The 18,818-nt window shown below is 72.2% G+C and carries 23 protein-coding genes; 15 read left to right on the forward strand and 8 right to left on the reverse strand.

Annotated elements, in window-relative coordinates; genetic code table 11:
- Positions 1–37: 37 nt before the first annotated feature.
- The 3 genes from DEJ00_RS06365 to DEJ00_RS06375 all read left to right on the forward strand — a co-directional run bounded on the left by DEJ00_RS06365 (position 38) and on the right by DEJ00_RS06375 (position 3,980).
- Entirely contained in the window at positions 38–826 is a 789-nt protein-coding gene (locus tag DEJ00_RS06365) for a DeoR/GlpR family DNA-binding transcription regulator (protein ID WP_027464875.1), read from the forward strand.
- On the forward strand, positions 823–1,818 hold the full coding sequence (locus tag DEJ00_RS06370; protein WP_111056759.1) for a 1-phosphofructokinase family hexose kinase: 996 nt from the start codon (positions 823–825) through the stop codon (positions 1,816–1,818). Before DEJ00_RS06365 ends, DEJ00_RS06370 begins: the two co-directional genes overlap by 4 nt.
- Positions 1,819–1,892: 74 nt before the next feature.
- A complete protein-coding gene (locus DEJ00_RS06375) occupies positions 1,893–3,980 on the forward strand; it encodes a fructose-specific PTS transporter subunit EIIC (RefSeq protein WP_111056760.1) in 2,088 nt (695 codons plus the stop codon).
- 189 nt (positions 3,981–4,169) lie between these two features.
- Here DEJ00_RS06375 and DEJ00_RS06380 read toward each other — a convergent pair whose 3' ends face one another.
- A complete protein-coding gene (locus DEJ00_RS06380; RefSeq protein WP_111056761.1) occupies positions 4,170–5,867 on the reverse strand; it encodes a beta-N-acetylhexosaminidase in 1,698 nt (565 codons plus the stop codon).
- Positions 5,868–5,911: 44 nt separating this feature from the next.
- Between DEJ00_RS06380 and DEJ00_RS06385 the strand changes: the two genes are divergently transcribed.
- A complete protein-coding gene (locus tag DEJ00_RS06385) occupies positions 5,912–7,102 on the forward strand; it encodes an ROK family transcriptional regulator (protein ID WP_181440096.1) in 1,191 nt (396 codons plus the stop codon).
- A gap of 51 nt (positions 7,103–7,153) precedes the next feature.
- Positions 7,154–7,924 (forward strand): DedA family protein, encoded by a 771-nt coding sequence (locus tag DEJ00_RS06390; protein ID WP_232536580.1) that lies wholly within the window; start codon positions 7,154–7,156, stop codon positions 7,922–7,924.
- Between the two features lie 3 nt (positions 7,925–7,927).
- Here DEJ00_RS06390 and DEJ00_RS06395 read toward each other — a convergent pair whose 3' ends face one another.
- Positions 7,928–8,131: a DUF2945 domain-containing protein gene (locus tag DEJ00_RS06395; protein WP_027464869.1), complete on the reverse strand. Its 204-nt coding sequence runs from the start codon at positions 8,129–8,131 to the stop codon at positions 7,928–7,930.
- Between the two features lie 198 nt (positions 8,132–8,329).
- On the opposite strand from DEJ00_RS06395, the gene DEJ00_RS06400 reads away from it, so the two are divergent.
- Together DEJ00_RS06400 and DEJ00_RS06405 are read left to right on the forward strand one after the other, a co-directional pair.
- Positions 8,330–9,382, forward strand: coding sequence for a serine/threonine-protein kinase (locus DEJ00_RS06400; protein ID WP_071246475.1), 1,053 nt, complete (start codon positions 8,330–8,332; stop codon positions 9,380–9,382).
- 55 nt (positions 9,383–9,437) lie between these two features.
- On the forward strand, positions 9,438–10,058 hold the full coding sequence (locus tag DEJ00_RS06405) for a phosphoribosylanthranilate isomerase (RefSeq protein WP_027464868.1): 621 nt from the start codon (positions 9,438–9,440) through the stop codon (positions 10,056–10,058).
- Between the two features lie 100 nt (positions 10,059–10,158).
- Here DEJ00_RS06405 and DEJ00_RS06410 read toward each other — a convergent pair whose 3' ends face one another.
- From DEJ00_RS06410 to DEJ00_RS06420, 3 genes are all read right to left on the reverse strand, one after another.
- The gene (locus tag DEJ00_RS06410; protein ID WP_111056763.1) at positions 10,159–10,917 is read right to left on the reverse strand and encodes an HAD-IIB family hydrolase; all 759 of its coding nucleotides are present in this window, start codon (positions 10,915–10,917) and stop codon (positions 10,159–10,161) included.
- Between the two features lie 82 nt (positions 10,918–10,999).
- On the reverse strand, positions 11,000–11,434 hold the full coding sequence (locus tag DEJ00_RS06415; protein WP_017886352.1) for an acyl-CoA thioesterase: 435 nt from the start codon (positions 11,432–11,434) through the stop codon (positions 11,000–11,002).
- An 82-nt stretch (positions 11,435–11,516) separates the two neighbouring features.
- A complete protein-coding gene (locus tag DEJ00_RS06420) occupies positions 11,517–12,113 on the reverse strand; it encodes a nitroreductase family protein (protein ID WP_027464865.1) in 597 nt (198 codons plus the stop codon).
- Between the two features lie 84 nt (positions 12,114–12,197).
- Here DEJ00_RS06420 and DEJ00_RS06425 point away from each other — a divergent pair, with 84 nt between their 5' ends.
- The gene (locus DEJ00_RS06425) at positions 12,198–13,121 is read left to right on the forward strand and encodes an AEC family transporter (protein ID WP_111056764.1); all 924 of its coding nucleotides are present in this window, start codon (positions 12,198–12,200) and stop codon (positions 13,119–13,121) included.
- Positions 13,122–13,260: 139 nt separating this feature from the next.
- On the opposite strand, the gene DEJ00_RS18460 is transcribed toward DEJ00_RS06425, so the two are convergent.
- Positions 13,261–13,410 carry a hypothetical protein gene (locus tag DEJ00_RS18460; protein ID WP_181440117.1) on the reverse strand — a complete coding sequence of 50 codons (150 nt, stop codon included), beginning with the start codon at positions 13,408–13,410 and terminating at the stop codon, positions 13,261–13,263.
- Here DEJ00_RS18460 and DEJ00_RS06430 point away from each other — a divergent pair.
- Positions 13,409–13,756 (forward strand): aldehyde dehydrogenase, encoded by a 348-nt coding sequence (locus tag DEJ00_RS06430; RefSeq protein WP_258373565.1) that lies wholly within the window; start codon positions 13,409–13,411, stop codon positions 13,754–13,756. The two genes, DEJ00_RS18460 and DEJ00_RS06430, sit on opposite strands and share 2 nt — an antisense overlap.
- A 29-nt stretch (positions 13,757–13,785) precedes the next feature.
- Here DEJ00_RS06430 and DEJ00_RS06435 read toward each other — a convergent pair whose 3' ends face one another.
- Together DEJ00_RS06435 and DEJ00_RS06440 are read right to left on the reverse strand one after the other, a co-directional pair.
- Positions 13,786–14,034 (reverse strand): hypothetical protein, encoded by a 249-nt coding sequence (locus DEJ00_RS06435; RefSeq protein WP_027464862.1) that lies wholly within the window; start codon positions 14,032–14,034, stop codon positions 13,786–13,788.
- A 133-nt stretch (positions 14,035–14,167) separates the two neighbouring features.
- Positions 14,168–15,004: an exodeoxyribonuclease III gene (locus DEJ00_RS06440; RefSeq protein WP_111056766.1), complete on the reverse strand. Its 837-nt coding sequence runs from the start codon at positions 15,002–15,004 to the stop codon at positions 14,168–14,170.
- A gap of 194 nt (positions 15,005–15,198) precedes the next feature.
- Between DEJ00_RS06440 and DEJ00_RS06445 the strand changes: the two genes are divergently transcribed.
- The 6 genes from DEJ00_RS06445 to DEJ00_RS06470 are packed head-to-tail and all read left to right on the forward strand — an operon-like array spanning position 15,199 to position 18,301.
- A complete protein-coding gene (locus tag DEJ00_RS06445; RefSeq protein WP_110858766.1) occupies positions 15,199–15,693 on the forward strand; it encodes an Asp23/Gls24 family envelope stress response protein in 495 nt (164 codons plus the stop codon).
- A complete protein-coding gene (locus DEJ00_RS06450) occupies positions 15,690–15,881 on the forward strand; it encodes a DUF2273 domain-containing protein (protein ID WP_027464859.1) in 192 nt (63 codons plus the stop codon). Before DEJ00_RS06445 ends, DEJ00_RS06450 begins: the two co-directional genes overlap by 4 nt.
- Positions 15,878–16,249: a hypothetical protein gene (locus DEJ00_RS06455; protein WP_027464858.1), complete on the forward strand. Its 372-nt coding sequence runs from the start codon at positions 15,878–15,880 to the stop codon at positions 16,247–16,249. Before DEJ00_RS06450 ends, DEJ00_RS06455 begins: the two co-directional genes overlap by 4 nt.
- On the forward strand, positions 16,246–16,887 hold the full coding sequence (locus tag DEJ00_RS06460; RefSeq protein ID WP_111056767.1) for a hypothetical protein: 642 nt from the start codon (positions 16,246–16,248) through the stop codon (positions 16,885–16,887). The genes DEJ00_RS06455 and DEJ00_RS06460 overlap by 4 nt, the downstream gene beginning before the upstream one ends.
- Positions 16,884–17,486 (forward strand): hypothetical protein, encoded by a 603-nt coding sequence (locus tag DEJ00_RS06465; RefSeq protein ID WP_111056768.1) that lies wholly within the window; start codon positions 16,884–16,886, stop codon positions 17,484–17,486. The genes DEJ00_RS06460 and DEJ00_RS06465 overlap by 4 nt, the downstream gene beginning before the upstream one ends.
- Positions 17,487–17,494: 8 nt before the next feature.
- Complete coding sequence (locus DEJ00_RS06470; protein ID WP_111056769.1) at positions 17,495–18,301, forward strand: aminoglycoside 3'-phosphotransferase; 807 nt, start codon at positions 17,495–17,497, stop codon at positions 18,299–18,301.
- The last annotated feature ends 517 nt before the right edge of the window (positions 18,302–18,818 follow it).

The raw sequence follows: 18,818 nt of genomic DNA on the forward strand, positions 1-18,818 counted from the left end.
CAGTGCTCGAAACCCAACGGAACGAAGGAGTTCGGGCATGTACGCAACCGAGCGGCACACCGCCATCGCCGCCGAGCTGCAGTCCGCCGGCCGCGTGTCGGTCGCCGGTCTGGCCGAGCACTTCGACGTCACCACCGAGACCGTGCGCCGAGACCTCGACCTGCTCGAGACCGCCGGGGTCCTGCGTCGGGTGCACGGGGGAGCGGTCCCCGTCGGGCGCTCGAGCGTCGTCGAGCTCAGCGTCGCCGAGCGGGAGGGCCAGCACGGCTCCGCGAAGTCCGCGATCGCCCGGGCCGCGATGCGCCTGGTCCCGCCGACGTTCACCGGCTCGATCGCCCTCGACGCCGGCACCACCTGCGCCGCCGTCGCCTCCGAACTCGCCCGCTGGGAGCCCGAGGTCGCCGGCTCGACGATCACCGTCATCACGAACTCGGTGCCGATCGCCGCCACCCTGCAGCACAGCGAGCACCTCGAACTGCACCTGCTCGGCGGCCGCGTGCGCGGCGTCACGAGCGCCGCGGTCGGCACGGCCACCGTCGAGCAGATCGGTGCCCTCCGGCCCGACGTGGCGTTCATCGGCACGAACGGCCTGTCCGCCGGCTTCGGCCTGAGCACCCCGGACGAGTACGAGGCCGCCGTGAAGGGCGCCTACGTGCTCGCCGCACGACGGGCCGTGGTGCTCGCCGACGCCGCCAAGCACGGCGTGGAGGCCCTGATGCGGTTCGCCCGCCTGGACGAGATCGACACGCTCGTCACCGACCAGCAGCCGCCCGCCGACCTGGCCGAGGCGCTCGCCGGCTCCGACGTCGAGGTCGTCGTCGCATGAACGTCCGCATCGTCACGGTCACCCCGAACCCGTCCCTCGACCGCACGATCGAGCTCGCCGGCGAACTGCAGCGCGGCGCCGTCCAGCGTGCGACGCGGTCCACCGCGGAACCCGGCGGCAAGGGCGTCAACGTCTCCCGCGTGGTCGTCGCGAGCGGCGGGGACACCGTCGCCGTCCTGCCGGGCGACGAGCTCGACCCGGTCCTGCTCGGCCTGGCCACGCGCGGCATCCCCACCGCATCGCTGCCGATCGGGGCGCCGCTCCGGTCGAACGTCACCGTGACCGAGCCGACCGGCACCACCACGAAGCTCAACGAACCCGGCCCCTCACTCGCCGGACGCCTCGACGACCTCGCCGCCCTGGTCGCCGACACCGCCGCCGCGACCGCCACGGGTCCCGCCGCCCGCTGGGTCGTGGTCGCCGGGTCGCTGCCGCCCGGTCTGCCCGACGACGCGCTCGCCGTGCTCGTCCGAGCCGTCCGTGCCCGCCACGGTGCGGACGTCCGGATCGCCGTCGACTCGTCCGGGGTGCCGTTCACCGCGCTGCTGCAGTCGGGCGAACGGATCGACCTGGTGAAGCCGAACGCCGAGGAACTCGCGGAGGTCGTCGGCGGCGACCCCGAGGAGTACGAGCGCGACCTCGACGCCGCGGTGGCCGGGGCGCAGCGGCTGCGGCGGAGGAACGTCGGCACGGTCCTGCTCACCCTGGGCAGCGCCGGCGCCGTGCTGGTCTCCGACGAGGGCGCGTTCGCCGCCGCCGCTCCGAAGATCGTCGCCCGGTCGACGGTCGGCGCGGGGGACTCCTCGCTCGCCGGCTACCTGCTCGCCGAGGTCGCGGGAGCGTCGCCCGAGCAGCGTCTCGCCCAGGCCGTCGCCACCGGTGCCGCGGCCGCAGCCCTGCCCGGCAGCGACGTGCCGGCACTCGACCACACCGACCCGACGGCGGTCTCCGTCCGGGTGCTCGAAACGCACCCGGCCCCCGAACCCGCCTGATCCCCTCCCCACCCGATCACCCCACGAACACCTGCACCACCGCGCGATCAGCGCCATTGCGAAGGAGCAAGCACATGTCCGCAGACTCGAGTCCGCGCCTCATCAGCGCACAGCTCGTCGGCCTCGACGAGGACCTCGGCGCCACGTCGACCGACGTGATCCGGGTGCTCGCCGACCGCGTCGCCGCGACCGGCCGCGCCGCCGACGGCACCACGCTCGCCGACGACGCCATCAAGCGCGAGGCGAGCGTCGGCACGGGCGTCCCCGGTGGCATCGCCATCCCGCACGCCCGGTCGGCGTCGGTGTCCGAGCCGACGCTGGCGTTCTCGCGCCTGGCCCGGAAGGTGCCCTTCGGTGCTCCGGACGGCGACGCCGACATCGTGTTCATGATCGCCGTGCCCGAGGGGGCCGACAAGGACCACCTGACGGTCCTCTCGACCCTGGCCCGCGCGCTCATCCGTGAGGACTTCACCGCCGCGCTGCGCGCCGCGACCACGGCCGACGAGATCGTCCGGTTGGTCGACGACGAGGTGAGTGGCGAAGTGGCCGAGGCCGGCGTCGGGAAGGCGAGCAGTGCCTCCGATCCGGCCACCGCGCCGGAGGCGGGCCGCAAGGTCTTCGTCGGCGTCACCGCCTGCCCGACCGGGATCGCGCACACCTACATGGCGGCCGACGCTCTCGTCGCCGCAGCCCAGCGCGCCGGTGCCGAGATGCACATCGAGACGCAGGGGTCCTCGCAGGTCGAACCCCTCGACCCGGCGCTCATCGCCCGGGCCGACGCCGTGGTGTTCGCGGTCGACGTCGACGTCCGCGACCGCGGTCGGTTCGCCGGCAAGCCGCTGGTGTCCGGACCCGTGAAGCGCGGTGTCGACGAGCCCGACAAGATGATCGCCGAGGCCATTCGCGCCTCGGAGGACCCGCACGCCGCACGCGTGCAGGGCGGCGCCGCCGTCGAGGGCGAGACGAACAAGTCGAACGAGCACTTCGGGCAGGCGCTCAAGCGCTGGCTGCTCACGGGCGTCAGCTACATGATCCCGTTCGTCGCCGGCGGCGGGCTCCTCATCGCGCTCGGCTTCCTGCTCTCCGGGTACGGCATCGCGCTGACCCACGGTGACTCGGGCCAGAACAACGCCGTCTTCACGCTCACCAACTACACCCTGCTGAACCTGCCGCCGGAGGGCCTCGGCTACTACCTCGGCGCCGCCGCGTTCCAGATCGGGTCCGTGTCGCTCGGGTTCCTGGTCGCAGCACTCGCCGGGTACATCGCCTACGCCATCGCCGACCGTCCCGGCATCGCACCGGGCTTCGTGGCCGGGTCCATCGCCGTGTTCATGAACGCCGGGTTCCTCGGTGGTCTGGTCGGTGGCCTCATCGCCGGTGCCGCCGCGTACTGGATCGGGCGCATCCCGACCTGGCGCTGGCTCCGCGGCCTGATGCCGGTCGTGATCATCCCGCTGTTCGCCTCGATCATCGCCTCGGGCCTGATGCTCCTGGTGCTCGGTGGCCCGATCGCCTGGGTCATGACCGAACTCACCGCCTTCCTCAACTCGCTGTCCGGTGCCTCGGCCGTGCTGCTCGGGATCATCCTCGGCCTGATGATGGCGTTCGACCTCGGTGGTCCGGTCAACAAGGTGGCGTACGCGTTCGCCGTCGCCGGGCTCGGTGCCGGGACCGCCACGAACGTGGTGCCGTTCGAGATCATGGCCGCCGTCATGGCGGCCGGCATGGTGCCGCCGCTCGCACTCGCACTCGCCTCGACCGTGCTCTACCGCAAGGGCTTCACGAAGCCGGAGCGCGAGAACGGCAAGGCCGCGTGGCTGCTCGGTGCGTCCTTCATCTCCGAGGGTGCGATCCCGTTCGCCGCTGCCGACCCGCTGCGCGTCATCCCGGCGTCGATGGTCGGTGCCGCGATCACGGGTGCGATCTCGATGGCTGCCGGCGTGACCTCGCGAGCGCCGCACGGCGGGATCTTCGTCTTCTTCGCGATCGGTGACGTCCTGATGTTCGTCGTCGCGATCCTGGCGGGGACCGTGGTGTCCGCGCTGGTGCTCGTCGCGCTGAAGAAGTGGGTCCGTCGTCGCCCGGTCGACGAGGCCGTTGCGGGCAACGAGGCTGCCGTGGCCGGCGAGACGGTGGGTCAGCGCGCACCGGTCGCCGCGTAGTCGACGCGACCCCAGGGAAGACGGGAGGCCCGGTGCCAGCTGGCACCGGGCCTCCCGTCCGTCGTGTGGTCGCGACGCACCGCCGGCCGCGCGTCGAGCGGTCACGTCACGTCGCTGGCGTGGCGCCCACACGTCGGAACCTGACCGCTCGGCGGAACCGAGCGGGGTGTCGCGACCGCTCGACGCGCGCTACTCGGCGATGTTCGCCGTGACCGCGTCGATGTACGCCGCACGCTCCTCGCGCGAGTGCGGGCGACCCGGCACGCCCGGTCGCTGCTCCCACGGGAACGGCCCGGCCTCGTGCCGGTACTCGATGCCCATGGCCTCGAGCCGGGCGGTGTGCTCGGCCAGGCGTCCGCGGAACTCGGCGAGGTCGCGTGGCCCGGTGACGTCCGCCGACCACAGTGCCTCGGCGAGGGCGGCGACGCGGGGGAAGAGCTGGTAGTCGAGTCGACGGGCGGAGTCGACGTGCTCCGTCCACATGTTGCCCTGGCCGCCGATGACGTGGGCGCGCTCGGCGTCGGTGAGTCCGGACGGCACCGGGTCGAAGGCGAAGACGTCGTCGACCGTGAGCACGATCGAGACCGGGATCGGCTCGGTCGGCAGGTCGCTCTGGCGGTAGTCGAGGTACACCTGGTCGTCCGGCGACGAGATGACGTCGTGCCCGCGGCGGGCGGCGGTGCGTGCGCCGGTCAGCCCGCGCCAGGAGACCACGGTCGCCGAGGGGTCGAGCGTGCCGCCCTCGAGGATCTCGTCCCACCCGAACGCCCGCCGGCCGTGCGACTCGACGTGTGCGGCGAGCTGCCCGATGATCCAGGCCTGCAGCTGTTCCTCGTCCTGCAGCCCGAGCTCGCGGATGCGCTCCTGGGTGCGCGGGTCGGTCTCCCACTGCACCTTCGGGCACTCGTCGCCGCCGATGCCGATGTAGCCGGACGGGAAGAGCGCGATGACCTCGTCCAGGACGTCCTTGAAGAACTCGATCGTGGCGTCCTCGGCGTTCAGGACGTCGTCGGCGATGCCCCACTCGGTCCACACCTCGACCGGCTCACCCGTGACGCCGAGCGACGGGTAGGCCGCCAGCGCCGCACGGACGTGCCCGGGGGTCTCGATCTCGGGGACGACGGTGACGAACCGGTCGGCCGCGTACGCCACGATCTCGCGGACGTCGTCCTGCGTGTAGTACCCGCCGTGCGGGCGGCCGTCGAACCCAGCGACGACGAGTGTGCCGTCGGGCCCCGGGACGTGCGCGCCGACCTGGGACTCCCGACGCCAGGAGCCGACCTCGGTCAGGCGCGGGTACTTCCGGATCTCGATGCGCCACCCCTGGTCCTCGGTGAGGTGGAAGTGCAGGCGGTTGATCCGGTGCGCGGCGAGCTGGTCGACGACCCGCATGACCTCGTGCTTCGTGCGGAAGTGGCGGGCGACGTCGAGCATCACGCCGCGCCAGGCGAAGGCCGGGGCGTCCTCGACGACCACGGCGGGGACGGACCACGGGCCGGTCGCGACCCGGCCGCTGCGGTACACGTCCGGGGGCAGCAGCTGCAGCAGGGCCTGCACGCCGTAGAAGACCCCGGCGGGCGAACCGCCGACGACGTCGATGCCGTCCGGTGTCACCGTGAGGCGGAACGACTCCACCCGGTCGCCCTCCGGCGTCGTCGGGCCCGCGGGCAGGGACGGGTCGTCGGCGACGCGCAGCGCGATCGTGCCGGCCCCCGGTGCCGTGTCGTCGAGGGCATCCCGCACCGGCAGCCCGGTCGATCCCCGCAGGGTCTGCTGCAGGTACAGTCGGACGGACTCGCTCGCCGGGTCGGCGGCGATCCGGGTCGACGGGGTGATCTCGAAGGCCCCGGCACCGGGAGCGGTGCGGCGCGGTCGTGGGACGAGCATGTCGGAGCCACCATTCCTCAATGATCTTTCGTAATGTGGAGGCTATGACCGTGGAGCAGACCGTGTCAACGACCCCGAGCGTCGCGGGCTCGATCCCCGGTGTCGTGGGGACGACCCCCGGCGTCCTGCGGCAGATGAACTCGCGGGCCATCCTCGACGAGCTCCTGCGCGACGACGTCTCCCGCACGGTCACCGAGCTCGGCCGCACGGTCGGACTCTCCCGCCCCACGGTCGAGGCCGCACTCGCCGACCTGGTCGACCAGGGCTGGGTGACCGAGGCCGAGGCGATCGCGACCCCGAACAAGGCCGGTCGTCGCGCCAAGCGCTTCGCGGCGGACGCGTCGGCCGGCTCCGTGCTCGGCGTGGACCTCGGCCTGCACGGCATCGTCGGCGTGCGGGCGGACCTGCGCGGCGTCACGCTCGCCCGCGTCGAGGAGCGCTACACCGACCTCGCCGACGCCGAACAGGCCTGGTCGAGCGTGCAGGACGTGGTCCGACGGCTGACGTCGCCCGTCGGCGGCGCGGTCGGCGGCCCCGCCGGTGGAGCGCCGGTGCTCGGTGCCACGTTCGGCGTCCCGGCGGTCGTCGACCGCGACGGGGCGATCGACTACACGGTCGCGGTGCCGGAGTGGGTCGAGCGACGGGTGCCCGGCCGGATCCAGGACCTCTTCCCCGGGGTCGCCACCTTCTTCGACAACGACGCCAAGCTGGCCGCCACGGCCGAGGCCCGGTGGGGTCGGTTCCACGGCGTCCGGGACGGCCTGTACCTGGTGATGGGTCGGCAGATCGGTGCCGCCCTGGTGGTCGACGGCTCGTTGGCGCGCGGTGCGCGCGGTGCCGCCGGTGAGATGGGCGGCATCGCCTCGACCGGCTGGCCCGCCGCACCCGCCCGCCTGGAGGCCCGGATCCCGTCCGACACGGACCTCGAGTCCGTCTTCGCCGCGGCCGCCCAGGGCTCGGTGTCGGCCGTCGAGACCGTTTGTGCGTTCGCGGCCGACGTGGCACCCGGCGTCGTGCAGCTCGTGACGACGATCGACCCCGAGGTCGTCGTCGTCGGTGGCGAGGTCCTGCCGGCGGCGGAGGTGTTCTGCGCCGCGCTCGACGAGATCGTCACGCCGCAGCTCCGGCACCCGGTGGCGTTCACCCCGTCGACCGTCGGGCGGGACGCCGTGGCCCGGGGTGCGCTCGCCCGGTCGCTCGCGCACGTCCGATCCGTCCACATGGGACTCGGCTGACACCCAGGGAGCGCGCCGGGTCCTGACAGGGCGTTCAGGGATGCTGGGGGCATGACGACTGCCGTGACCGCCCGTGCCATGACCGTCGCCAGTGGCGACTCCACCGCTCCCTCGGACCTCGGGGGACTCTCCGGCCTGGTGCTCCAGCTGATCGACGCCCTGGGGGAATGGGGCGTCGGGCTGATGCTCTTCGTCGAGACGGTGTTCCCGCCCATCCCGTCCGAGGTCATCCTGCCGCTGGCCGGGTTCCTCGCGGGCGCCGGCCAGATGAACCTCGTGCTGGTCCTGGTGCTGGCGACGATCGGCTCGTACCTCGGGGCGCTGGTGCTGTACTGGCTCGGCGCGAAGATCGGGTTCGAACGCACCACACGGTGGTTCGGCAAGCTGCCCCTCGTCGACGAGGACGACTTCCGCAAGGCAGCGGGCTGGTTCCACCGGCACGGCAAGAGCGCGGTCTTCTTCGGCCGGTTCGTCCCGATCGTCCGCAGCCTCATCTCGTTGCCGGCCGGCGCCGACCGCATGCACCTCGGCACGTTCTCGGTGTTCACGATCATCGCGAGCGGCATCTGGAACAGCGCGCTGGTGCTGCTCGGTGCCGCGTTCGGGTCGCAGTACGACCAGGTCGAGGCGTACACCGAGTGGATCGACCGCGTGCTCTACGTCGCGATCGCCGCGGTCGTGGTGACCTTCGTCGTGCGCCGGATCCGCCGTGTGCGCGCCGAGCGGCGCACCGGCGGCCCCGACGACCACGACGACGCCGCCGGCAGCCCTGCCGTGGGCGGTGCCCGGGGTCGTCGTCGCGCCGAGCCCGCCCGCGACTGAGCCTCAGGCCTTCGTCAGCGCCGACTCCTTGTGGGCGGCCTGCTTGCCGCTCTTCTCCGACTCGACGATCCAGTACGGGTCGTCGTCGGTCGGCCTGAAGTGCTGCCCGTCGAACTCGAAGTCGCTCGTCCGCTTGCGCACGAGCGTGCCGGTCGTCCTGCCCTGCGAGGTGTTCCAGTGCACCTCGTCACCCTTCGACAACGCCATGCTGTCCTCCTTGCGCGATTCCTCGTCCTGGTGGAGGTCGGACTGTACCCCGTCGATCCCCGGAAACCCGGGGGAGTACGGCGATCACGATGTCGTAACGGCCATGCGGATCGAGAGTCGGACGCGTACCGTTTCCCTTGAGTCCACACGTCGGCAGCGGCCGCGGAACCACGGGCTCCGGACGGGACGACGGACACCATGACCCTGCTGGACAGCGCGCGGGCGGACACCGTCCTCTCTGCGCGGTACCGGCTCGTGAAGCTCATCGGCACCGGCGGCATGGGATCCGTCTACGAAGCCCGTGACGAGCACACGTACCGGGCCGTGGCCGTGAAGCTCTTCGCGACCCCGGACAAGATGACCACCGCCGACCGCGTCCGCCAGGAGCGCGAGATCCGGCTGCTCAGCATGCTCTCCCACCCGGGGCTCATCCCGCTGTACGACGCCGGCACCCACGAGTTCGAGGACGGCCCGCACCGGTTCATCGTGATGGAGCTCATCGCCGACACGACGCTGCTCCGCCGCCTGTCCGAGGGCGCCCTGCACAACTACGAGGTGGCCGACCTCGGTGCGCAGCTCGCCGACGCCCTGGCCTACGTGCACTCCCGCGGCATCGTGCACCGCGACGTGAAGCCCGCCAACATCCTGATCAGCGACGAGGGCTCGTCCGGGTTCGCCCGCACGGTCAAGCTCACCGACTTCGGCGTCGCCCACTTCGTCGACGGCTCCCGCCTGACGAACGACGGCACGGTCATCGGCACCGCCGCTTACCTCAGCCCGGAGCAGGTCGCCGGCGAACCGATCAGCTTCGCCACCGACGTGTACTCGCTCGGGCTCGTCCTGCTCGAGGCGCTGACCGGCAAGCAGGAGTACTCGGGCACCCTGATCGAGGCCGCACTCGCCCGGCTCCGTCGCGATCCCGAGATCCCGGACGACGTCGCCGACGAGTGGCGCGAGCTGCTCAGCCGGATGACCGCCCGCGACCCGGAGCGCCGGCCCACGGCGGTCGCCATCGCCAACGCGCTGCGCGGCGGGTCCACCCAGATCACCGGCCCGGTGCCGCTCGGCCCGGAACGGGTGAAGCACCAGCGCGACCACCGCATGCACCGCGCCGCGCACCGGCACGCCAAGCGCGGCACGTTCTCCGCCGTGCGTCGCTGGCGCCGGCGGAACGTCCTGGTCGGGTCCTTCGCGGCCTTCGGCGTCACCGCGGCCTGCGTGGCCGCCTACGTCGCGGGTGCCCTGCACTGACCCGCTCGGCGGCTCCGTGCTCCGAGCACCGGAGCGCCCTGGCAGGATGGACAGCATGACCGACCAGCGCTGGATCAAGATCTGTGGCCTGTCGACGCCCGACACCGTGGACGCCGCCATCGACGCGGGTGCCGACGCCGTCGGGTTCGTCTTCGCGGCGGGCAGCCCCCGGACGGTCACCGCCGACCTGGCGAAGGAACTGGTCGAGCGGGTGCCGGACGGCATCGACGCCGTCGGGGTCTTCCGCGACCAGAAGATCGACGAGATCGTGGGCATCGCCTCCGAGGTCGGGCTCACCACGCTGCAGCTGCACGGTGGCGAGTCGGCGTCCGACTTCGCCCGCGCGCGCGATGCCGGCTTCTTCACCATCCGGGCCATCGCGGCCGAGGACTACCTGCGCGAGACGCCCGAACAGCGCGCTGCGTTCGACCACGACCTGCTGCTGCTCGACGCCGCCGTGCCCGGCAGCGGGCGGCTCGTCGACCCGGCCACGATCGACGGCGTGGACGAGGCCTGGATCCTCGCCGGTGGGCTGACCCCGGCCAACGTGGTCGCCGCGGTCGAGGCACTCGACCCCGACGGCGTCGACGTGTCGAGCGGCGTCGAGTCCGAGCGCGGCGTCAAGGACCCCGCGAAGATCCGCGCCTTCGTCGAGGCCGTCCGCAGCCTGGGCTGAGTGCCCGGCTGCGTCGGTCGCGTTCGCGGCTCTGGACGCGACCGCGGACGGACAGGAGGCTCGGTGCGGGCCCGCCACGGGCCTCCCGTCCGCCGCGCGCTCAGCGCAGGGTGGGGATGAGCTCCGTCAGGAACGCGTCGGTGTCCTCCCAGCCCTCGACCGCGTGGCAGGGGACGCCGAGCGCCTTGACCGGGTAGTCGTTGCCCTCGGGGTCGAGCCGGTCGCCGACGAAGAGCATGTCGTCGAGCGCGATGCCGGTGATCTCGGCCAGACGCTGCATGCCGTAGGCCTTGTCGATGCCCTTGCGGGTGATGTCGATGCTCGTGGAGCCGCCCGAGCGGACCTCGAGGTCGGGCAGGTCCTGCTGCACCAGGCGGCGCAGGTGGTCCTTCTTCTCGCCGGTCGGGTCCCACTGCTTCTTGACGTCCACCGGGGCCGACTGACCGAGGGCGGAGAACGTGATCTGCGACCCGCGGTCCTCGAGGATGGCGCCCCAGGTCTCGGACTCCCAGTACCCGGCTTCCTTCGCACGGGCCTCGACCGCGGCGAGGGCGCGGTCCTTCTGCTCGTCGGTGAGGTCCTCGGCGTACTGCAGTGCCCAGTCCTGGTCCTCCCAGCGGTAGTACCGGGTGCCGCAGGTCGGCAGGAGGTGCAGGGCGTCGAGCGTCAGGCCCTCGCGCTGCCGGAGCGGGGTGACCAGCTGCTGCTCGAACTGGGTGAAGTTGCCGCCGGAGATGACCGCGACCGGCACGACCTCGAGCAGGGACGCGAAGGTCTCGAGCATGCGGGGGTCGAGGGAGGACTTCGACGGGGCGAGCGTGTCGTCCAGGTCGAAGGCGACGAGGCGGGGCGTGGTCATGCCACCGATCCTGCCAGAGCCCGCCGACCACCCGCAGGGTGCGACCACCCGGGTGCCCGGGTGGTGCGCGATGTCTGCGGGGTCACGCGCGGTGCGTGGCGGGGACCCGGTCGCGGGCGTAGGTGATGTCCGTGTAGCCGTGCGGTGCGGGGTTGCCGTCCTCGTCGAGGTTCACGAAGACGACCTCGTCGATCGTCAGGATGCTGCGGTGCGTGAAGAGGTTGCGCGCCTCGGCCCGCATGGTCAGCGACGTCCGGCCGAACCGGGTGGCGACGAGGCCGATCTCGACGATGTCGCCCTCCTTCGCCGAGGACAGGAAGTTGATCTCCGACATGTACTTCGTGACGACCTTGCCGTTGCCGAGCTGGATGATCGCGTAGACCGCGGCTTCCTCGTCGATCCAGCGGAGCAGGCTGCCGCCGAACAGGGTGCCGTTGGCGTTGAGGTCCTCGGGTCGCACCCACTTCCGGGTGTAGAAGTTCATCTCCGGCGGGGCGTCGTCCTGGTGCTGATCCATGTCACGTCATGGTACGCCGACGGCCGCGCCCCCGCAGGGACGCGGCCGTCGTGGCGATCGCGGGCGGCGGTGCCGCCGGTGCTCACTCCTTGACGAGGACGACCTCGTCGAGGGGGATGCGGGTGCGCGGGGCGACCTCGCGCTCGGCGGCCTTGTCGTCGAGCTGCGACGGGTGCGCGACGGTGCCGACGGCCGTGACCGTGTACGGCAGGAACCGCTCGGGCAGGTCGAACGCGGCGCGGAGCCCGGCGGCGTCGATGCCCGCCATCTGGTGCACGTGCAGCCCCTCGGCGTGCGCCTGCACGGTCAGAGCGGCGAGCGACTGGCCGAGGTCGTACTGCGCGAAGGGGCGCTCCTCACCGTCGGCGGTCACGGTCTCGAGCACGCCGACGACGAGGGCGCTGGCGCGGAAGGCCCAGGCGGCGTTGAAGCCGAGCAGGTTCTCGTTGATCTTCCGGAAGGTCTCGGTGCCACGGCGGCCGGCGATGAAGCGGCGGGGCTGGAAGTTCATGGCCGAGGGGGCCCAGCGAGCGGCCTCGAGGACGGCGTCGAGCTGGTCGTCCGAGATCGTCGCGGTCTCGTCGTAGGAGCGGGGGCTCCAGCGTTCCTCGAGCAGCGGCACGAGCGGCTGGCTGGAGTCGGTGGACCGGGTGAGGGTGTCGGCGTTCGTCGAGGTCATGATGCGCTCAACGGTATTCGATGCGTACGCATTTCCGACCTGAGTGACGTCACATCACTGCCGGCAGGTGCCAGGATGGACGGGATGGGTGGCGTGTTGACCGGCTTCGCGATCATCGGCGCGATCATCGCCGGTGGGTACGTCGTCGGACGCATCGGTCTGCTGGGCCCGCACGCGCAGTTCGTGATGAGTCGGCTCGCGTTCTTCGTGCTGATGCCGTGCCTGCTGTTCCACACCATCGCGACCGCCGACATCGCGTCGCTGCTGTCGTCGATGCTCTGGGTCTCGCTGCTGAGTGCCGCCGTGGTCGCCCTCGGTGCCGCGGCCGTGTTCCGCCTCGTGCTGCGTCGCCCCGTCACCACGACCACCGTCGGCGCCTTGGCGTCCAGCTACGTCAACGCGAACAACATCGGACTGCCGGTGGCCGTGTACGTGCTCGGCCAGGCGACCGCGGTCGTGCCCGTCATCCTGCTGCAGCTCGTCGTGATGGCCCCGATCGCGCTGACGATCCTGGACGCTGCGACCGCGGGCGGCGGCGGGTGGGGTCGGCGGATCGCGGGGCCGTTCCGGAACCCGATCATCATCGCCTCGCTCGTCGGGCTCGTGTGCTCGGCGACGAGGATCACGCTGCCCGACCCGGTGCTCGAGCCGTTCTCGCTCGTCGGCGCGGCCGCGGTGCCCGTCGTGCTGCTGTCGTTCGGGATGAGCCTGCACGGTGCGACCCCGCTGCGGGACCCGGCGATCCGCACCGACGTCATCGTCGCGTCGTCGATCAAGCTCGTGGTGATGCCGGCCGTGGCGTTCGTGTTCGCACGCTTCGTGTTCGGGCTCGGTGACCAGGAGGTCTTCGTGCTCACCACCCTCGGCGCCCTGCCGGCGGCGCAGAACGTCTTCAACTACGCGCAGCGGTACGGGGCAGCGGTCCCGGTGGCGCGCGACGTCGTGCTCATCTCGACGCTCGGCTCGGTGCCCGTGCTCGTCGCGATCGCCGCCCTGCTGCACCCGTAGCGCGCCGTGGTCGCGCGACGCAGCGGACGGGAGGCCCGTGGCGGGGCCGCACCGGGCCTCCCGTCCGGCCGTGGTGGCGACCACCGCCGATGGTGAGCAGCAGAGGTCGGGTCGCGTCCGCCGACCCGACCCGTTCTGCTCACGAAGCGCGGACGGCACGCGCGTACCCTGGCGGGCACGCGGGGCGGACCGCCCCGTGACCGACGACCACGACGAGGAGACCGGCGATGGACACGATGGCGATGATGAAGAACATGTCGATGACGGACATGCCCATGGAGATGGACATGGACATGATGCAGGACACGATGATGGCGATGAACGCCGCGTCGATGGCGGCGACGATGTGCTCCGCGGCCGACATGCGGATGGGCGGCGAGATGGCGACCTGCGCCGCGATGTGCTCGAACACCGCGATGCTCGCCGACACCGGCATGCGGATGATGATGCGTCCGATGGGGATGGACACCGCGGCGATGCAGGCGATGCTCATGGCCGTCGTCGCGATGGGCACCGCGTGTGCCGCCGAGTGCCGCCGGCACCAGGACATGGACGAGTCGTGCCGGTACTGCGCCATGGCCTGCGACGAGATGGTGTCGAAGTGCCAGGCGATGCTCGACTCGATGGCGGCCTGAACCGCTCCGCCTGAACCGCTCCGCCTGCGCTACGCGACGCGTGCGGTGGTCTGTCGACCGCCGGCGCTGAGGATCTCTGCGACCGGGTGGTGGGCGACCGGCTCGCCGACCGACAGGACGCCGTCGGCGTCCGCCACCCGCAGCTGCGTGATGCTCCCGTCGAGGAACAGCACCACGGCGTCGGCTGCGCGGGTCTCGACGACGATGCCGTCGCGCCACGCACCGGGGGCCGCGGTCGCCATGAGGCGCTGGATGGGAAGGATCGTCGTGCGGGACATGGCTTCACCTGCTCTCGAAGGGGTTCGGTGCAGGAAACCTACGTCGGCGTGACGGACGGCTCAATCACGGCGGACGCCGGGCGTAACAGAGCCGGACGTGCGTCGTCGCTCCGGGCCAGTGACCGGACTCCGATCAGAAGATCATCGGGCGGTCGTCGTCGAGCGACGTGTCCAGGTCGAGGTCGACCACCACGGGCACGTGGTCGCTCGGGGCGTCGCCCTTGCGCTCGTTCCGGTGGATCGAGGCGTCGGTGACGACGTCGACGAAGGCCTGCGAGCCGAGCACGAAGTCGATGCGCATGCCCTCGTTGCGCGGGAACCGCAGCTGCTTGTAGTCCCAGTACGTGTAGCCGTCGGGCACGATCGGGCGGACGACGTCCTGCAGACCCCGCGCCTCGAACTCGCGGAACGCGGCCCGCTCGGGGTCGCTGACGTGGGTCGACCCCTCGAAGACCCGCATGTCCCAGACATCCTGGTCGAGCGGTGCGACGTTCCAGTCGCCCATCAGTGCGAGCGGGGTCTCCGGCGACGCCTGGATCCACTCCGAGGTGCGGTCGGCCAGCTGGGCGAGCCAGTCGAGCTTGTACGTGTAGTGCGGGTCGCCCACCTCGCGGCCGTTCGGCACGTAGAGGCTCCAGAGCCGCACGCCGTCGACCGTGACGCCGATCGCGCGGGCCTCGACCGGCAGGTCCGGCCCCTCGTGGCCCTTCAGGAACCCGGGCTGGCCGGGGAAGTCGCGGGTGACGTCCTCCATCGGCAGCCGGCTGGCGAACGCGACGCCGTTCCACTGGTTCAGACCGTGCGCCTCGACGTGGTACCCCGCAGCCTCGAACTGCTCGACCGGGAACTGCTCCGGCTTGCACTTGATCTCCTGCATGCCGAGGACGTCGACGTCCTCACGCACCAGCCAGTCGACGATCCGACCCACTCGGGTGCGGACGGAGTTCACGTTCCAGGTCGCGACGCGCATGGAACAAGAACCTACCGGTGCCGACTGACGACGAGGTCGGCGGGTGCGTCGCCTGTGCGGCGTGCGGCACGTGCGCCGCCTGTGCGGCGTACGGCGTGCGTCGCCTGTGCGGCGTGCGGCACGTGCGCCGCCTGTGCGGCGTACGGCACGATGGTGTTCGCTGGAGACCAGCAATCGATCGCACGGAGGCAGCAATGGCATCGACGACGAACCGCGTCGACGGGACCACGACCGGGGCCACGCTCGGCACCGGGGCCGGGAGCACCCAGCCCGCCGGCACCACCACGACGCAGGTCACCGCCAAGGGCAGGACCATCATCGACGACACGGTCGTCGCGAAGGTCGCGGGCATCGCCGCCCGCGACGTCCCCGGTGTCTTCGCGCTCGGCGGCAACGCCTCGCGGGCGTTCGGTGCCATCCGCGACGCCATCGGCTCGAGCGCGCTCGGCCAGGGCGTCCGCGTCGAGGTCGGTGAGACCCAGGTCGCGGTCGACCTGACCATCGTCGTCGACTACCCCACGCCGATGATGGAGGTCGCCTCCGCGGTCCGCGCCGCCGTGACGAACGCCGTCACCGAACTCGTCGGCCTCGAGGTCACCGAGGTCAACATCGCCATCAACGACGTGAACATCCCGGCGCTCAACGGCGTCGCGGACGAGCTCGACACCCGGGACGGTCGAGTCCGGTGAACGCCACCGTCGTCGGGATGGGCACCGGCGCCCTGCTCGCGATCGTCGCCGTGACGCTCGGGTTCTGGGCGTTCGTCGTCGTCGCCGTCTGCATGGCGGTCGGCGCTCTGGTCGCCCGAATCGTCACGGGTGACGTCGACTTCCGCCGCCTGCTCGACGTGCTGCGCGGACGCCGGAGCTCGTCGTGAGCGACGCCGCCGTCGCCACGACCGGCGACAGCGGCGTCCGGCTCCGCGGCTCCGACCGCATCGGCACGTCGGCGCTGGTGCACACCGCCCAGGCGGTCGCCGCCGAAGCACTGCGCGTGGCCTTCCGGGAGGTCCGTGCCCGGGTCGCCGACGATGGTCGCGGCGCCCTGGCGGTCGAGATCACCGCCCCGCTCGCCCTGCCGGTGCTGGGCTCGCACGCACTCCCCGACGAACCGGTCGTCGCCGCGGCGCACCGGGCTCGCGGCACGATCGCCGAGCGCTTCCGCACCATCACCGGCCGACAGGTCGCCCGCGTGACCGTGACCTTCGCCTCGTCGGTCGTGGACACCCCGCGGAGGGTCCGGTGACCGCCGCCCCCGCCGTCGGGAGCACCGAGTCGGTCGTCCCCGCCGGCCCCTCGCACGACGACCACCACGCCACCTACCGCCGCCTGCTGCGCCGCGAGACCCACGTCTCCCGCTCCGCCGCAGTCGTCGTCGCGATGCTCATCGCCCTGGTGCTCGCCGCCGCCGCGGTCTTCGCCGGTGCGCTCGTCCTGCTCGACCAGAACGTCCTGGGTGTCGACCCCCGTGCCGTGGTCGACGCCGCGCTCGCGGCCCCGGACGGCCTCGAGACCACCGTCGTGATCGGCATCGGCGCCGTCGTGGCCCTGATCGGGCTCGTCCTGCTGCTGCAGGGGATCCTGCCCCAGCGCCGTCCGCGGCACGTGATGTCGTCCGACCGGCTCGCAGTGGTCGTCGACGACGAGGTCCTGGCCTCCGCTGCGGCCCGCGCCGCCCGTTCCGCGACCCGTCTGGGCGCCGACGCCGCCGTGGGCACTGTCGGCCGCCGCACGGTCGACGTCGTGCTCCGGCCCGCAGCCGGGGTGGACGTCCCCGCGGTCGCCGCGACCGAGGCCGTCGAGCGGGAGTTCACCGCGATCGACGCGCAGCCGCCGCTGGTCGCGCGGGTCCGGGTGCAGCCGACCGGGCGGGTGGACGGATGAACGCCACGAACCGTGGGCTCGGCCGGACGGCGCTCGTCCTGCTCGGGCTCGTCCTGCTCGTCGCCGGGGTGGCGGCGATCCTGGTGCAGACCGCCCAGGGGCTGCCCGTCGTCGCCTCGTGGTGGCGCACGGTCGGCGATGCCCTCGCCGGACTCGGCACCGGGGCATCGCGTGACGACTCGGTGTTCGCCTGGACCTGCGTGCTCGGCGGTGGCGTCGTGCTCGGCGTGCTCGCCCTCGTCGTGCTGACGACGCTCGGCGGTGGCCGCGAGAGCACCGTCGTGGACAGCGACGGTTCGGCCGACGGCGTCGCCGGCTCGGTGCGCATCGAGGCCACCGCCGTGCAGCACGCGCTCTCCTCGGCCATCGGCGACATGCCGCAGGTCGGGTCGCTCGCCGTCGACGTCTACCGGGTCCGCGGAGGCCGCGCGATCCGGGTGCGGGTCCGTCCGCGCCGGGGGGCCGCGCCGCGCGAGATCACCGAACGGGTCGAGGCCGTCGTCGCCGACCTCGACGCCCTGCTCGGCGAACGCCTGCCCGTGCTGCTCGAGATCGCCCGCGGTGGGTCGGGGTCCTCCCGCCCGGACCGCGTGCACTGAGCATCACCGTGGTGCGCTCGATCGGTGGACTGCCCCGGCCGGGCGAGACGGTCCCGGTGCCGCGCATCGTCACCGAGGTCGCGCGAGGGCGTGAGTTCGCGCTCGTCTGGCACAACCAGATCGGCGGGACGACGTTCCGCATCGGACCGGATGCGCAGGCCGAGGAGTTCGTGAAGGTCCTGCCGCACGCCTACGGTTCGTGGATCAGCGGCGAGGCCGCGCGGCTGACGTGGGCGTCCCGGTACGCCCGGGTGCCGGAGGTGCTCGACCACGGCACCGACGACGACGGCGTCTGGCTGCACACCCGTGCCGTGCCCGGGTGGAGCGCCGTCGACCCGCGCTGGCACGACGAACCCCGGACCGCGGTGGTCGCGGTGGGCGAGGGGCTGCGTGCGCTGCACGACACGTTGCCCGTCGACGACTGCCCGTTCACGTGGTCCACGGCGGACCGGCTCGATCGCGCGCGTGCGGCGGTCGTCGACGCCGAGACCGACGCCGGCCGCGGCCCGGGCGGTCTCGGTCCGGAGCCGCCGGCCGACCGGACCGTCGTCTGTCATGGTGACCCGTGCACCCCGAACACGTTGATCGGTGCGGATCGGCGGTGGAGCGGGCACGTCGACCTGGACGCGATGGGCGTCGCCGACCGCTGGGCCGACATCGCGGTGGCGACGATGGCTCTCGGCTGGAACTACGGACCCGGGTGGGAGCCGCTGTTCCACCGGGCGTACGGGCTGCCGGACGACCCGGAGCGCACCGCGTGGTACCGGGCGCTGTGGAACACCGACGTGGACGACGTGGGGAGCGTTCCGAGCTGATGGGGCTCGGGTCCCCCCCCACTGCCGACTCGTGTCGTGTCGTGTCGTGTCGTGTCAGATCTTGGGGTGGTTGACGATGGGATCACCCATTCCGGGAAAGCTGGGTGGACGCCCGGGCGAGATCGATCCGGGAACGTGACCGTCGACCGTCCGTAGATGGCGCTCGACAAGGCATCACCGTCGTTGGTCCAGAAGGGTTCGCTGTAGACGGTGATGGGGTTGTCGCCGTTCTCCTGCGCGGCGTACTGGATCTGCCAGCCGTCACCGGTGGTGGCCCAGACTTCGCGGTCGCCGGTGATCGTGCGTTGCTCGATGTGCCAGCCCTGGTCGGTGAACCAGTCGATCATCGGCTGCAGGTCCCGCTGCTGGTCGATGACGCCGGGCGGGGACCAGAGCCGGGTGGTGCTCATGTCGTAGCTGTTCTTGGTGTCGGACCCGGGCAGCGGTGCGACGCCGTCTCCGCCGATCCCGGGCAGGTCGTCGCCGCCGCCCCATTCCCATTCGCCGTCGTGGACCT

Origin of the sequence: Curtobacterium sp. MCLR17_039 (genome assembly GCF_003234745.1) — a bacterium.
Taxonomy (GTDB): domain Bacteria; phylum Actinomycetota; class Actinomycetes; order Actinomycetales; family Microbacteriaceae; genus Curtobacterium; species Curtobacterium flaccumfaciens.

What these genes read in the sequence shown, in the direction of transcription:
- DEJ00_RS06365 (WP_027464875.1), top strand. Translation starts at nt 38, where the DNA reads ATGTACGCAACCGAGCGGCACACCGCCATCGCCGCCGAGCTGCAGTCC.
- DEJ00_RS06370 (WP_111056759.1), top strand. Translation starts at nt 823, where the DNA reads ATGAACGTCCGCATCGTCACGGTCACCCCGAACCCGTCCCTCGACCGC.
- DEJ00_RS06375 (WP_111056760.1), top strand. Translation starts at nt 1,893, where the DNA reads ATGTCCGCAGACTCGAGTCCGCGCCTCATCAGCGCACAGCTCGTCGGC.
- DEJ00_RS06380 (WP_111056761.1), bottom strand. Translation starts at nt 5,867, where the DNA reads ATGCTCGTCCCACGACCGCGCCGCACCGCTCCCGGTGCCGGGGCCTTC.
- DEJ00_RS06385 (WP_181440096.1), top strand. Translation starts at nt 5,912, where the DNA reads ATGACCGTGGAGCAGACCGTGTCAACGACCCCGAGCGTCGCGGGCTCG.
- DEJ00_RS06390 (WP_232536580.1), top strand. Translation starts at nt 7,154, where the DNA reads ATGACGACTGCCGTGACCGCCCGTGCCATGACCGTCGCCAGTGGCGAC.
- DEJ00_RS06395 (WP_027464869.1), bottom strand. Translation starts at nt 8,131, where the DNA reads ATGGCGTTGTCGAAGGGTGACGAGGTGCACTGGAACACCTCGCAGGGC.
- DEJ00_RS06400 (WP_071246475.1), top strand. Translation starts at nt 8,330, where the DNA reads ATGACCCTGCTGGACAGCGCGCGGGCGGACACCGTCCTCTCTGCGCGG.
- DEJ00_RS06405 (WP_027464868.1), top strand. Translation starts at nt 9,438, where the DNA reads ATGACCGACCAGCGCTGGATCAAGATCTGTGGCCTGTCGACGCCCGAC.
- DEJ00_RS06410 (WP_111056763.1), bottom strand. Translation starts at nt 10,917, where the DNA reads ATGACCACGCCCCGCCTCGTCGCCTTCGACCTGGACGACACGCTCGCC.
- DEJ00_RS06415 (WP_017886352.1), bottom strand. Translation starts at nt 11,434, where the DNA reads ATGGATCAGCACCAGGACGACGCCCCGCCGGAGATGAACTTCTACACC.
- DEJ00_RS06420 (WP_027464865.1), bottom strand. Translation starts at nt 12,113, where the DNA reads ATGACCTCGACGAACGCCGACACCCTCACCCGGTCCACCGACTCCAGC.
- DEJ00_RS06425 (WP_111056764.1), top strand. Translation starts at nt 12,198, where the DNA reads ATGGGTGGCGTGTTGACCGGCTTCGCGATCATCGGCGCGATCATCGCC.
- DEJ00_RS06430 (WP_258373565.1), top strand. Translation starts at nt 13,409, where the DNA reads ATGGACATGATGCAGGACACGATGATGGCGATGAACGCCGCGTCGATG.
- DEJ00_RS18460 (WP_181440117.1), bottom strand. Translation starts at nt 13,410, where the DNA reads ATGTCCATCTCCATGGGCATGTCCGTCATCGACATGTTCTTCATCATC.
- DEJ00_RS06435 (WP_027464862.1), bottom strand. Translation starts at nt 14,034, where the DNA reads ATGTCCCGCACGACGATCCTTCCCATCCAGCGCCTCATGGCGACCGCG.
- DEJ00_RS06440 (WP_111056766.1), bottom strand. Translation starts at nt 15,004, where the DNA reads ATGCGCGTCGCGACCTGGAACGTGAACTCCGTCCGCACCCGAGTGGGT.
- DEJ00_RS06445 (WP_110858766.1), top strand. Translation starts at nt 15,199, where the DNA reads ATGGCATCGACGACGAACCGCGTCGACGGGACCACGACCGGGGCCACG.
- DEJ00_RS06465 (WP_111056768.1), top strand. Translation starts at nt 16,884, where the DNA reads ATGAACGCCACGAACCGTGGGCTCGGCCGGACGGCGCTCGTCCTGCTC.